Raw genomic sequence first — 13166 nt, forward strand, 5'->3', positions numbered from 1 at the left:
CTCAACGGCGAAGCAGTACGTATTTTTTTCTACTAAAAAGGTAGGTATGTCATGGCAGAGCAATTTGCTAAAGCTTGGGAAGGTTTTGCTGCAGGCGACTGGCAAAACGAAGTAAACGTTCGTGATTTCATTCAGAAGAACTACACTCCGTACGAAGGCGACGAATCTTTCCTAGTTTCTGAAGGTACTGAAGCGACTAACAAGCTTTGGGCTAAGGTAATGGAAGGTATCAAACAAGAGAACGCGACTCACGCTCCTGTTGATTTCGATACTTCAGTTATCTCTACCATCACTGCTCACGATGCAGGCTACATCGAAAAAGATCTAGAAACTATCGTAGGTCTACAAACTGAAGCTCCGCTTAAGCGTGCAATCATCCCTAACGGTGGTATCCGTATGGTTGAAGGTTCATGCAAAGCTTACGATCGCGAGCTTGACCCACAAGTTAAGAAAATCTTCACAGAATACCGTAAAACACACAACGCTGGTGTTTTCGACATCTACACTCCTGACATCCTAGCTTGTCGTAAATCAGGTGTTCTAACAGGTCTTCCTGATGCTTACGGCCGTGGTCGTATTATCGGTGACTACCGTCGCGTTGCTCTATACGGTATCGACCGTCTGATGCAAGACAAACTAGCTCAATTCAAGTCTCTACAAGAGCGTTTTGAGAACGGTGAAGATCTACAGATGACTATGCAGCTTCGCGAAGAAATCGCTGAGCAGCACCGTGCACTTGGCCAAATGAAAGTTATGGCAGCTAAATACGGCTGTGATATCTCTCGCCCAGCTGAAACTGCACAAGAAGCAATCCAATGGACTTACTTCGGTTACCTAGCAGCTGTTAAATCTCAAAACGGCGCAGCAATGTCTCTAGGTCGTACTTCTACGTTCCTAGACGTGTACATCGAACGTGATATCGCTGCAGGCAAGATCACTGAAGTTGACGCACAGGAAATGATCGACCACTTCGTAATGAAACTACGTATGGTTCGTTTCCTACGTACTCCTGAGTACGATGATCTATTCTCTGGCGACCCAATCTGGGCAACAGAGTCTATGGGTGGTATGGGTCTTGACGGTCGTACGCTAGTTACACGTTCAAACTTCCGTTTCCTAAACTCTCTATACACAATGGGTCCTTCTCCAGAGCCAAACATCACTGTTCTTTGGTCTGAGCAGCTACCTGAAGGCTTTAAGAAGTTCTGTGCGAAAGTATCTATCGATACTTCATCAATCCAGTACGAGAACGATGACCTAATGCGTCCAGACTTCGAGTCTGATGACTACGCAATCGCATGTTGTGTATCACCAATGATCATTGGTAAACACATGCAGTTCTTCGGCGCTCGCGCTAACCTAGCTAAGACTCTTCTATACGTTATCAACGGCGGTGTGGATGAGAAACTGAAGATCCAAGTTGGTCCTCAAATGCCTAAGATCACTGACGAAGTTCTAGACTTCGACGATGTATGGGGCAAACTAGACCACTTCATGGATTGGCTAGCTAAACAGTACGTAACTGCTCTAAACAGCATCCACTTCATGCACGACAAGTACAGCTACGAAGCTGCACTAATGGCTCTACATGACCGTGACGTTCGTCGTACTATGGCTTGTGGTATTGCGGGTCTATCTGTTGCAGCTGACTCACTATCTGCAATCAAATTCGCGAAAGTTAAACCAGTTCGTGACGAAGATGGCGTAGCTGTAGACTTCGAAATCGAAGGCGACTACCCTAAATTCGGTAACAACGATGCTCGCGTAGATGACATCGCTTGTGAACTTGTTGAAGTGTTCATGAACAAGATTCGTCAGCTTAAGACTTACCGTGACGCAATCCCTACTCAGTCTATCCTAACTATCACTTCAAACGTGGTATACGGTAAGAAGACTGGTAACACGCCTGACGGTCGTCGTGCAGGTGCTCCTTTCGCACCAGGTGCAAACCCAATGCACGGTCGTGATGAGAAAGGTGCTGTAGCGTCTCTAACATCTGTAGGTAAACTACCGTTTGCTCACGCTAAAGATGGTATCTCTTACACGTTCTCTATCGTACCTAACGCACTAGGTAAAGATGAAGGTTCACAACGTGCTAACCTTGCTGGTCTAATGGATGGTTACTTCCACCACGAGTCTGGCATCGAAGGCGGTCAACACCTAAACGTGAACGTTCTTAACCGCGAAACTCTAGAAGACGCAGTTAAGCACCCAGAGAAGTACCCTCAGCTAACAATCCGTGTATCTGGTTACGCTGTACGCTTTAACTCTCTAACTGCAGAGCAACAAGCTGACGTAATCGCACGTACATTCACTGAGTCTCTATAAGACTTATTGAATTAGCACTTTAAGTGATAAGTAAAAGGCTGACGCAGCAATGCGTCAGCCTTTTTTATTATCTTGGTTCTAAGTTGTGACCCACCCTGAGATTTTCTCGCATAAGTTGAGTATGATGCGGAAAATCCTCACAAAAATGCCTATGAAACTTAATAAATATATCATTTTGGCTTTGATAGCTTCTCCTGCCTTTGCATCTTCGAAATCCACAGTTTCCTTCACGTTAGATAACGATGGAATATTTGGTGTGGACCAAGACTATACCAACGGTATATTCCTCTCGTACGCTACCGAAAAACTACGAGAAGACTCAGAGTGGAAGTGGCTCACATTAAATAACAACAGTCAAAATCACGTCGATAAAATTGAATTAGTACTCGGCCACAAAATGTATACACCAAGTGACATTGATGCCGACTACCCTCTCATCAATGATCGCCCATACGCCGGTTACTTGCACACCGAAATTAACTACCTTTCACTTACCGCAGACAAAGCTGTTCGCTACAACTTTACTATTGGCGCAACGGGTGAAAGCTCATTGTCTGAAAAAGCACAACAAATCGTTCATAGCATTACGGGATCGACTGACCCTCAAGGCTGGGAATACCAAATCGATGATGAGATTGCATTCAGCGTTGGTTACCGTGCATTCAACAAACTAATGCGCAGCGAAGACGAAAATACACAGTGGGAAATCACCAACGTGAATGACATCAATGCAGGTAACTTCCGTAGCGATGTTTCTCAAGGTGTGATGTTCCGTTGGGGTACAAACCTAGCAAACAGCATTGGCGCAGCAAACATCAGTGTCGAGAGCCCATTCCACGCAAGTATGCTAGCTAAAAGCACTACTAGCTGGTTTTTATTTACTGGCTTTGAAGGCCGCTACCGTTTCAATGACATCACAATTGAAGGCGATCGCTCCGGACTACCAGAACCTTCTGGACAATACGACGTAACTTTACAAAACTGGCAAGCAAGCGCGGTGGCGGGCGCGACTTGGTACAACAGAAATTATGGCGCAAGTTTAACCTTCACCATAAAGTCTCCGGATTATAAAGAAGCTCAAACCGACGTATATGGCACAGGATCTCTTTCCTTATTCGCCTTCTTCTAAATAAAACTTCGGATGCGGCGTGAGAGCATTCTTTCGCCGCTTTCTTTACCGACTATAATAACTATCGAAAGCCCTCTTAGACTGTTTTAACCCTTCAATTTGTAATAAAATAACGGTCAGAATTTATTAAAAATGAGAGCAAAAGATGTCAACAACTGGTCGTATTCACTCATTTGAGTCATGTGGTACCGTAGACGGACCTGGTATTCGTTTTATCGTCTTCTTGCAAGGCTGCTTAATGCGCTGTAAGTATTGCCATAACCGTGATACGTGGGATACTCATGATGGCAAAGAAGTGACGGTTGATGAAATTATTTCTGAAGCAAAAACCTACCGTCATTTCATGAACGCATCAGGTGGTGGCATCACTTGTTCTGGTGGCGAGGCTATGCTTCAACCGGAGTTTGTTCGCGATTTCTTTCGAGCTGCTCAAGCCGAAGGGATCCACACCTGTTTGGACACAAACGGCTACATCCGCAAACATACTGACATTATCGATGAAGTACTGGATGCGACAGATTTAGTCATGCTTGACCTAAAACACATGAAAGACGAAATCCACCAAGACTTTATCGGTGTGTCTAACCGTCGTGTTTTAGACTTTGCTCGTTACTTACATAAGATTGGTCAAAAGACGTGGATTCGTTATGTAGTGGTTCCAGGCTACACAGACGAACCAGAAGCGGCCCACATGCTTGGCGAGTTCATCAAAGATATGGACAATATTGAGAAAGTAGAGCTTCTTCCTTACCACAAGCTTGGTGCACATAAATGGGAAGCGTTGGGTATTGAATACCCACTTGAGGGCGTAAATCCGCCGTCAAAAGAGACAATGGATGAAATCCAGTCAATCCTTTCCCAATACCATTCAAATGTGAAATACTAAGTCGCATTAGATGATTGAACAAATACCAGCGATTCGCTGGTATTTTTTTATCTTATCGCTGATCCGGCATCACTGAACTAGGGACAACGATTACCTTATTCTTGTTAGGTTGGGTCTACACCAAGATGATAAGAGTAGAATCTACAAGTACAAGTCACGCATGGAAAGAGATAAGGATATCAAACATGGATTGGTTTAATTTTGTATCAGCCATCGTTGTCACCTGGGTTGTGCTCGCTTATTGTCTCCCTGACTGGCACAAAGTAGTCTGGCCTAAGATGGAGCAAGAAAAACCATTCCAACACTTGGTCTTTGCAACCCTCTTTATCCTTAGTGTTTTATGGTCTGCTCAGGCAGGTATAAAGGAAGGATTGCAGATTCACTTTCTCGCCCTCACGACACTTACTATGATGTATGGTTGGCGCATGGCATTTCTGCTCTGTATTCCAGCCATGTTAATTAATCACCTGATTCACGGCACATCACTATTAATGTTGCCAAGCACACTGGTACTTTCAGCATTAATACCAATATTAATTAGCTACTTCACTTTTCTACTTAGCTATCAATATCTTCCTCGCAACATTTTTGTCTTTATCTTCGTGGCTGGTTTTTTCAATGGCGCGCTTACTGGCAGTCTCCACCTACTGATCAATTCTTTCTATCATCTCTATATTGGTCACTATGAGTGGCAAACCATCCAGCATAACTATTTCATTTTTGTTCCACTGCTTGCTTTCCCGGAAGGTCTACTCAACGGAATGTCGCTAGCTATACTGACCGTATTCAAACCAGAATGGCTTAGGGTATTCTCAGACCGAGATTACATATACAATCACTACCATAAATAAGCAGTAATTCCATATTAACACGGCATTTATAGCTGGTTAAATTCGATAATTATTGCCATTTTTCATATTAAATATGTGTTGAGATCATGTTTCACGGCTATCCGAAACGTTAACCTAAGCACATTAAAAATGTATTAGATTATTTAGTGAGGTCATCATGGAAATGTCAAACGCTCAACGTTTGATCCTATCAAACCAGTACAACCTAATGTCTCAACTTGACCCTAGCAACTCGGCAAAATACAAGCGTCTACAAACCATTGTAGAACGTGGTTACGAGCTGCAAATGCGCGAGTTGAACAAAGATTTTGGCTGCATCACTGAAACTGAATGTCGTGAAATCATCGACATCATGGAGATGTACCATGCGATGCAAGAATCAAACAAAATGCTGGATGATGAAGAGCGTGGCAAAGTAGACCAACGTCGTTTGCAGTTCCTTGGCTTTGATATCGCAACGGAAGCACAACAAGTGCATTACGTACGCTTCCTAGTGGATTCAGAAGGTCTTTACCCTCAATTTGACAAGGCAGATCACCACTTCAACAGCCAAATGCCAATGCTAGAAAAATACCGTCGAATGCTAAGAACATGGCGCAACTGCCCTCGCCAATACCACTTATGTGCAAACGAGCTAGCACAAATCTTTAGTGCATAATTCAGCAAGTATTTGAAAAGGAGGGCGAAGGCTCTCCTTTTTTCTTTTCCCTTGTCACAACTAAGCCTCATTCTTTCAACACGGTTTTATCTTTCATTCTCTAGACTTGTATACGAATCACTAATATCCGTGATTCAAAGCCAAATATCTGATTTCTATCACTGCTATTCACAGCATAAATTTTTCATTCTCCAAACAGTGATTCAAATGTCACTTTTGCAATAAATTCATAATTGTTAAGCAAAATTGGAAATCCCCGACTAGGCTTAGAAAGAGAAAGGGAGTGATTGAAAGGTACTTATCCATCGTTCTCAGTTGCTGTGAAAAGTTGTCCATAAAGCAAAGTCTTTGGTGTTGTCTAGCTAACCTTGAGTACAAACCAAACGTGATAATAGGACGTATAAGTTCATACAACGAAGAGCATATCGAATGTGGATAAGCCTGCGTCAACGTTCGTCGGTAGACTGACTATAAAGGGGAAAGCGACATGAGTATTTTCGACCACTATCAATCAAGATATGAAGCTGCAAAAGATGAAGAGATGTCGTTACAGGATTTTTTAGCCCTGTGTAAAGACGACAAAAGTGCTTATGCTAATGCAGCAGAAAGGCTATTGCTGGCCATTGGAGAACCTGAAGTAATTGATACTGCTCAAGATCCAAGATTGAGCCGGATCTTCTCAAATCGCGTTATCTCACGTTATGAAACCTTTAAAGATTTTTATGGTATGGAAGATGCGATTGAACAAATTGTTTCTTACCTCAAACATGCCGCACAAGGCTTAGAAGAGCGTAAACAGATTCTCTACCTATTGGGGCCAGTAGGTGGCGGTAAATCGTCTCTTGCAGAAAAACTTAAAGCATTGATGGAAAAAATGCCTATTTACGTTTTAAGCGCAAACGGCGAACGAAGCCCAGTTAACGATCACCCATTCTGCCTTTTTAACCCGATAGAAGATGGTGAAATACTTAAGAAAGAGTATGGAATTGAACATCGCTACTTGCGTTCAATCATGTCTCCTTGGGCTGCAAAACGTCTGCACGATTTTGGTGGTGACATCACTAAATTCAAAGTGTTGAAGGTCCGCCCATCCATCCTTGACCAAGTTGGTATCGCTAAGACCGAACCAGGTGACGAAAATAACCAAGACATTTCGTCCCTAGTTGGTAAAGTCGATATTCGTCAGTTAGAACATTACTCACAAGATGACCCAGATGCCTACAGCTACTCTGGCGCGCTATGTAAAGCGAACCAAGGCTTAATGGAATTCGTTGAGATGTTCAAAGCGCCAATCAAGGTGCTACACCCACTATTGACGGCAACTCAAGAAGGCAACTTTAACGGTACAGAAGGCCTGTCCGCGATTCCATTTGACGGCATGATTCTGGCTCACTCAAACGAGTCAGAGTGGCAAACCTTCCGCAACAATAAGAACAATGAAGCATTCTTAGACCGTGTGTATATTGTGAAAGTGCCATACTGCTTACGAGTGTCTGAAGAAGTGAAAATCTACCAGAAACTGCTTGAAAACAGCGAACTATCTCAAGCACCTTGTTCACCAAGCACACTAGAAACTCTGGCTCAATTCAGTATTCTTTCACGACTTAAAGAGCCTGAGAATTCATCCATCTTCTCGAAGATGCGAGTGTACGATGGTGAGACATTAAAAGACACCGATCCGAAAGCGAAGAGCTACCAAGAATACCGTGACTACGCCGGTGTTGATGAAGGTATGAATGGTCTATCTACGCGTTTTGCGTTCAAGATCCTATCTCGTGTCTTTAACTTCGACCAAACAGAAGTCGCGGCGAATCCCGTTCACTTATTCTATGTTATTGAACAACAAGTGGAACGTGAACAGTTCCCTTCCGAGCTTGCAGAAAAGTACCTTGAGTTCTTGAAAGGCTACTTGGTGCCTCGCTATGTCGAATTCATTGGCAAAGAAGTTCAAACGGCATATCTAGAGTCTTACTCTGAATACGGCCAAAACATCTTCGACCGCTACGTCACTTATGCAGATTTCTGGATCCAAGACCAAGAATACCGCGACCCAGAAACAGGCCAACTGTTCGATCGTGCTTCTCTAAATGCTGAGCTAGAGAAGATCGAGAAAACAGCGGGCATCTCTAACCCGAAAGATTTCCGAAACGAAATCGTTAACTTTGTGCTTCGTGCGAAAGCCAATAACAATGGTCAAAACCCAGTTTGGACCAGCTACGAAAAACTGCGCACGGTAATCGAGAAGAAAATGTTCTCCAATACCGAAGAGCTACTTCCGGTTATCTCATTCAATGCGAAAACCTCTTCTGAAGATCAGAAGAAACACGACGACTTTGTCGCTCGCATGATGGAAAAAGGCTATACCGAGAAACAGGTTCGCCTACTTTCTGAGTGGTACCTACGAGTACGTAAGTCATCCTAACCAGTCTGAGTTAGGTCGCTTGTGAAACATGAAGAGGGCTATTTCATGGCGCAATTTATAGACCGAAGGCTCAATGGCAAAAATAAGAGCGCTGTTAATCGGCAGCGCTTCTTGAAACGCCATAAGGAGCAGATTAAAGAGTCGGTAGCTGACGCAGTGAATCGACGCTCGATCACAAACACGGAAACGGGCGAAGACGTCTCTATACCGCACAAAGACATAAACGAACCAATGTTTCATCAGGGTAAAGGTGGGATACGTGAACGCGTGCATCCGGGCAATGACCAATTTATCACTGGCGACAAAATTGAACGTCCAAAAGGTGGCGGTCAAGGTGGCGGTTCTGGTGAAGGAAATGCCAGCCCGGACGGAGAAGGCCAGGACGAGTTCGTTTTCCAAATATCAAAAGACGAGTATCTCGACATCTTGTTTGAAGATTTAGAGCTACCGAATCTTGAGAAGAACCAAATTGCCAAAATCACAGAATGGAAAACGCATCGCGCTGGCTATCAAACCGCGGGGATTCCATCTAACATTGCTGTCGTCCGTTCGTTGCAACAATCTTTAGCACGACGCACCGCAATGACGGCAGGTAAGAAACGTCTTCTTAACGAGTTGGAGGAAGAACTTACTCGCATCAAAAACATCGAGCCTGCTCAACAGCTCGAAGAAAATCGCCTGAAGAAGGAAATCGAAGAGTTACGTAAGAAAATCGACAGCGTACCCTTCATTGATACCTTCGACTTACGTTTCAAAAACTATGAGAAGCGCCCTGTTCCATCGAGCCAAGCGGTGATGTTCTGTCTAATGGATGTTTCTGGTTCAATGGATCAGGCCACCAAAGATATTGCAAAACGCTTTTACGTACTTCTGTATCTTTTCTTAACCCGCACCTATGAGAACGTGGAAGTGGTCTTCATTCGCCACCATACCCAAGCGAAAGAAGTAGACGAGCATGAGTTTTTCTATTCGCAAGAAACGGGGGGCACTATCGTATCGAGCGCGCTCAAACTTATGAATGAGATCGTTCAAGACCGTTACCCTGTGGGTCAATGGAACATATACGCGGCTCAAGCATCCGATGGCGATAACTGGGCAGACGATTCACCTCGCTGTCGTGATCTACTCGTTAATAAGCTACTACCAAATTGTCAGTACTATTCATACATAGAAATCACACGACGTTCTCATCAAACACTGTGGCATGAGTATGAGAAGCTCTCTGAAGCCTTTCCAAACTTCGCCATGAAAAACATCCGCTCTGTGGAGGATATCTTCCCAGTCTTCCGTGAACTATTCCAAAAAGAAAATGTGTAAGGAGGCTAGCGATGAATACCGCAACGACAAACCTTTCGGGGGAAGCCTCGAAAAAGCGCAGAGAGAATATGCTGCCAGATGGTCCAGACTGGACCTTTGAGTTGCTGGAGCGTTATCACAAAGAAATCAAACGTGTCGCCGAGCATTATCGTCTTGACACCTACCCCAACCAAATCGAGGTGATTACCTCAGAGCAAATGATGGACGCGTACTCGAGCATCGGTATGCCTATCAACTACAATCACTGGTCATTTGGTAAAAAGTTCATTCAGACTGAACAAAATTACAAACACGGTCAAATGGGGTTAGCGTACGAAATCGTAATCAACTCTAACCCATGTATCGCGTATTTGATGGAAGAGAACACCATTACTATGCAGGCTCTCGTTATTGCTCACGCATGTTATGGGCACAACTCGTTCTTCAAAGGGAACTACTTGTTCCAAACATGGACTGATGCGAGCTCGATCATCGATTACATATTGTTTGCGAAAAACTATATTGCTGAGTGTGAGGAGCGCTATGGTGTACACGAAGTCGAACAACTACTCGACTCTTGTCATGCACTCATGAACTTTGGTGTAGACCGCTACAAACGTCCAGAAAAGATTTCGATTAACGAAGAGAAGGCTCGTCAGGAAGAGCGTGAAGCTTATCTTCAATCACAAGTGAATGAGCTATGGCGAACAGTGCCGAAATCAAAAACTAAAGAAGAAGATATTAAAGTACGCTTTCCAAGTGAACCACAAGAAAATCTGCTCTATTTCTTTGAAAAACACGCCCCACTGCTTGAGCCTTGGCAACGTGAGATTGTTCGTATTGTGCGCAAGATAAGTCAGTACTTCTACCCCCAGAAACAAACTCAAGTGATGAACGAAGGTTGGGCAACTTTTTGGCATTACACGATTCTTAACCATCTCTATGATGAAGGCTTGGTTTCTGAGAAGTTTATTCTCGAGTTCCTGCACAGCCACACCAGTGTGGTAGCTCAACCGCCATACAATAGTCCTTATTTTAGTGGTATTAACCCTTATGCGCTTGGCTTTGAGATGTTTCGTGATATCAAACGCATCTGTGAGGAACCTACTGATGAGGACAAAGAATGGTTCCCAGAGTTAGCAGGAACAGACTGGTTAGATGCGGTTCATTTTGCCATGCATAACTTTAAAGATGAGAGCTTTATCAGCCAGTACTTGTCTCCGAAGCTCATGCGCGACTTTAAGCTCTTTGCAATCAATGATGATGACCGGAAAAACTTCATCGAAGTTGCCGCAATTCATGATGAAATGGGCTACAAGCGCATCAGAGAAACGCTCGCAGCACAATATAACCTGGCAAACCTAGAGCCCAACATTCAAGTGTTTAATGTTGACGTGCGCGGCGATCGTTCTTTAACGCTGCAGTATGTTCCTCACAACCGAATACCTCTCGATAGTAGTTATGATGAGGTACTAAAACACGTTTATCGCTTATGGGGCTTTGATGTGATTCTTGAGGAAGTTAAAGACACGGGGCATCGAGAGATTTTATCTACCTGTCCAAAGCGTAATCAATACGATACGAACATCTAAACGCCTTCCCTTACCTACGTATAAAAGAAAAGGCTCCTAATTTAGGAGCCTTTGTATTTTCCAATCCGTTCGTACTATCAATTTTGCTTGTTTCGTACGATAGCTCTTACAGCTTCCAAATCTTCTTGCGTATCTACTCCCGCGGCAGGTGCTTCTTTTGCAATCTCAACGTGAATCTTTTCACCGTACCAAAGCACACGAAGCTGCTCTAAACACTCGATTTGCTCAAGCGCACTTGGCTGCCAATTTACGTAAGTATTGATGAAACCCGCACGGTAAGCGTAGATACCGATGTGACGCATTAATGGGTTCGCGATCGTTTTATCTTTCTTGGCGAAGTTGTCACGATCCCAAGGAATGGTTGCACGGCTGAAGTACATGGCATAACCACGCTCATCCGCGACAACTTTAACCGCATTTGGGTTAAACACTTCTTCTTCTGATTCAATTTCAACGGCAAGCGTTGCCATCGGAGCATCACAACCTGCTAGGTTGTCAGCCACTTGTCGAATGATAGAAGGTGGAATCAATGGTTCATCGCCCTGAACGTTCACTACAATGTGATCTGCAGGGATAGCCATATTTTCTACCACTTCTGCTAGTCGTTCAGTACCAGATTCATGGTTTGGCGAGGTCATGCAAACCTTACCACCAAACTGCTCTACTGCTGCAGATACGCGATCATCATCCGTCGCGATAATCACATCTTCAGCCCCCGCCTGTAGTGCTTGCTCATAAACCCACTGGATCATTGGCTTACCACCAATGTCTGCTAATGGCTTACCCGGTAAACGGCTCGACGCGTAGCGCGCAGGAATGACAACCGTAAAAGACATTATCGTCCCTCATCCATGCTCATGGTTCGTGCTTCTGGCTCAAGCAGAACAGGAATACCTTCTTTGATTGGGTAAGCAAGGCGATCCAGTTTGCAGATCAACTCTTGATTATCTTTATCGTACGTCAGCTTACCTTTGCACACAGGGCAAGCTACAATCTCAAGCAGACGGTGATCCATAAGTCGCTTTAACCTCTTTTATTCGATTTAAAATGCGTTCTGCATCAGTTATTTCAAACTGAGCAGAAACGGGCAGATACCACCAATTGTCTTGCGCATAACTGTCGCACTTGACGGCATCCTTTTCTGTCATAATCACATTCGCTCCTTGCTGAGCCAATGCTTGTAATTCTTGCTGGTCAAACTCTTGATGATCGGCAAAGCCTTTCGTCACTTTGATATCCGCATTCATTGCATTAAGTGTATTAAAAAATCGTGGTGGGTGCCCTATCCCCGCAAATGCAACGAGATCTCGTAACTCACTCACCTCGACTTGTTGCTTTGTTTTGAGGTTAATGGCCTTCGATGGTGCCAAAGACATTGGCATTTCGTTTCGCTTCGCTTGACCACCATTGGTAATGATAAAGTCGACTTCCTTGAGACGCTCTATCCCTTCACGCAATGGGCCTAGTGGAATGAGGCTTTCATTACCAAAACGTCGATTGCCATCAACGATAACGAACTCGATATCTCGGTCAAGAGCGTAATGCTGAAGACCGTCATCAGTGATGATGATATCCACGCCTCTGCTTAGTAGTGCTTTAACGGCATTTGCGCGCACCGGATCCACAGCGACAGGAGCTCCCGTTCGCCTATTAATAAGCTTAGGTTCGTCACCACAGTGTTTCGCTGGCGTATTATCATCCAGGACTAGCGGATATTGTGGAGCCTTGGCTCCGTATCCTCGTGATACGACTCCCGGCGTATAACCCTGTTTCTGTAGTTGCTCCACCAGCCAAACCACCACCGGTGTTTTACCATTGCCACCGGCAGTAATATTACCAACAACCACAACAGGAATCGGCGCTTTGTAGGCTCGTTTTTTACCGGATTGGTATTGGTTACGCTTAGATTTGCTTATCGCACCAAACAACAAACTAAGTGGCCACAACAGTGGCCATAGCAAGTATTTGAGGGGATGGTTTTCAAACCAGATTTTTTCAACCACA

At 44.2% G+C, this 13166-nt stretch carries 11 protein-coding genes; 8 read left to right on the forward strand and 3 right to left on the reverse strand.

Going from position 1 to position 13166, the window contains the following annotated elements; translation table 11 throughout:
• Window positions 1-51: 51 nt before the first annotated feature.
• From pflB to ACTS60_RS17350, 8 genes are all read left to right on the forward strand, one after another.
• Window positions 52-2328 carry a formate C-acetyltransferase gene (pflB, locus tag ACTS60_RS17315; protein WP_440889263.1) on the forward strand — a complete coding sequence of 759 codons (2277 nt, stop codon included), beginning with the start codon at window positions 52-54 and terminating at the stop codon, window positions 2326-2328.
• Window positions 2329-2479: 151 nt separating this feature from the next.
• Complete coding sequence (locus tag ACTS60_RS17320; protein ID WP_440889264.1) at window positions 2480-3457, forward strand: lipid A deacylase LpxR family protein; 978 nt, start codon at window positions 2480-2482, stop codon at window positions 3455-3457.
• 145 nt (window positions 3458-3602) lie between these two features.
• Window positions 3603-4343: a pyruvate formate lyase 1-activating protein gene (gene pflA, locus ACTS60_RS17325; RefSeq protein WP_440889265.1), complete on the forward strand. Its 741-nt coding sequence runs from the start codon at window positions 3603-3605 to the stop codon at window positions 4341-4343.
• Window positions 4344-4528: 185 nt separating this feature from the next.
• The gene (locus ACTS60_RS17330; protein ID WP_440889266.1) at window positions 4529-5194 is read left to right on the forward strand and encodes an energy-coupling factor ABC transporter permease; all 666 of its coding nucleotides are present in this window, start codon (window positions 4529-4531) and stop codon (window positions 5192-5194) included.
• Between the two features lie 157 nt (window positions 5195-5351).
• Window positions 5352-5852 (forward strand): YfbU family protein, encoded by a 501-nt coding sequence (locus tag ACTS60_RS17335; protein WP_440889267.1) that lies wholly within the window; start codon window positions 5352-5354, stop codon window positions 5850-5852.
• A gap of 487 nt (window positions 5853-6339) precedes the next feature.
• Entirely contained in the window at window positions 6340-8274 is a 1935-nt protein-coding gene (locus tag ACTS60_RS17340; RefSeq protein WP_440889268.1) for a PrkA family serine protein kinase, read from the forward strand.
• Window positions 8275-8319: 45 nt separating this feature from the next.
• Window positions 8320-9591, forward strand: coding sequence for a YeaH/YhbH family protein (locus ACTS60_RS17345; protein WP_440889269.1), 1272 nt, complete (start codon window positions 8320-8322; stop codon window positions 9589-9591).
• Window positions 9592-9602: 11 nt separating this feature from the next.
• The gene (locus ACTS60_RS17350) at window positions 9603-11162 is read left to right on the forward strand and encodes a SpoVR family protein (RefSeq protein WP_440889270.1); all 1560 of its coding nucleotides are present in this window, start codon (window positions 9603-9605) and stop codon (window positions 11160-11162) included.
• 77 nt (window positions 11163-11239) lie between these two features.
• Here the strand turns inward: ACTS60_RS17350 and kdsB are convergent, their stop codons facing one another.
• From kdsB to lpxK, 3 genes are read right to left on the reverse strand one after another with little or no spacing between them, the layout of a single operon-like run.
• Window positions 11240-11998 carry a 3-deoxy-manno-octulosonate cytidylyltransferase gene (gene kdsB / locus ACTS60_RS17355; RefSeq protein WP_440889271.1) on the reverse strand — a complete coding sequence of 253 codons (759 nt, stop codon included), beginning with the start codon at window positions 11996-11998 and terminating at the stop codon, window positions 11240-11242.
• The gene (locus tag ACTS60_RS17360; protein ID WP_005378451.1) at window positions 11998-12177 is read right to left on the reverse strand and encodes a Trm112 family protein; all 180 of its coding nucleotides are present in this window, start codon (window positions 12175-12177) and stop codon (window positions 11998-12000) included. The genes kdsB and ACTS60_RS17360 overlap by 1 nt, the downstream gene beginning before the upstream one ends.
• Entirely contained in the window at window positions 12158-13165 is a 1008-nt protein-coding gene (gene lpxK / locus ACTS60_RS17365; protein WP_440889272.1) for a tetraacyldisaccharide 4'-kinase, read from the reverse strand. The genes ACTS60_RS17360 and lpxK overlap by 20 nt, the downstream gene beginning before the upstream one ends.
• Window position 13166: the final 1 nt, after the last annotated feature.

This window comes from Vibrio sp. WZ-1 (assembly GCF_052037695.1).
Taxonomy (GTDB): domain Bacteria; phylum Pseudomonadota; class Gammaproteobacteria; order Enterobacterales; family Vibrionaceae; genus Vibrio.

Excerpts from the sequence above, each read along its gene's own strand:
- ACTS60_RS17340 (WP_440889268.1), top strand. The coding sequence starts at position 6,340 with ATGAGTATTTTCGACCACTATCAATCAAGATATGAAGCTGCAAAAGAT.
- pflB (WP_440889263.1), top strand. The coding sequence starts at position 52 with ATGGCAGAGCAATTTGCTAAAGCTTGGGAAGGTTTTGCTGCAGGCGAC.
- ACTS60_RS17345 (WP_440889269.1), top strand. The coding sequence starts at position 8,320 with ATGGCGCAATTTATAGACCGAAGGCTCAATGGCAAAAATAAGAGCGCT.
- ACTS60_RS17350 (WP_440889270.1), top strand. The coding sequence starts at position 9,603 with ATGAATACCGCAACGACAAACCTTTCGGGGGAAGCCTCGAAAAAGCGC.
- kdsB (WP_440889271.1), bottom strand. The coding sequence starts at position 11,998 with ATGTCTTTTACGGTTGTCATTCCTGCGCGCTACGCGTCGAGCCGTTTA.
- pflA (WP_440889265.1), top strand. The coding sequence starts at position 3,603 with ATGTCAACAACTGGTCGTATTCACTCATTTGAGTCATGTGGTACCGTA.
- ACTS60_RS17330 (WP_440889266.1), top strand. The coding sequence starts at position 4,529 with ATGGATTGGTTTAATTTTGTATCAGCCATCGTTGTCACCTGGGTTGTG.
- ACTS60_RS17320 (WP_440889264.1), top strand. The coding sequence starts at position 2,480 with ATGAAACTTAATAAATATATCATTTTGGCTTTGATAGCTTCTCCTGCC.
- ACTS60_RS17335 (WP_440889267.1), top strand. The coding sequence starts at position 5,352 with ATGGAAATGTCAAACGCTCAACGTTTGATCCTATCAAACCAGTACAAC.
- ACTS60_RS17360 (WP_005378451.1), bottom strand. The coding sequence starts at position 12,177 with ATGGATCACCGTCTGCTTGAGATTGTAGCTTGCCCTGTGTGCAAAGGT.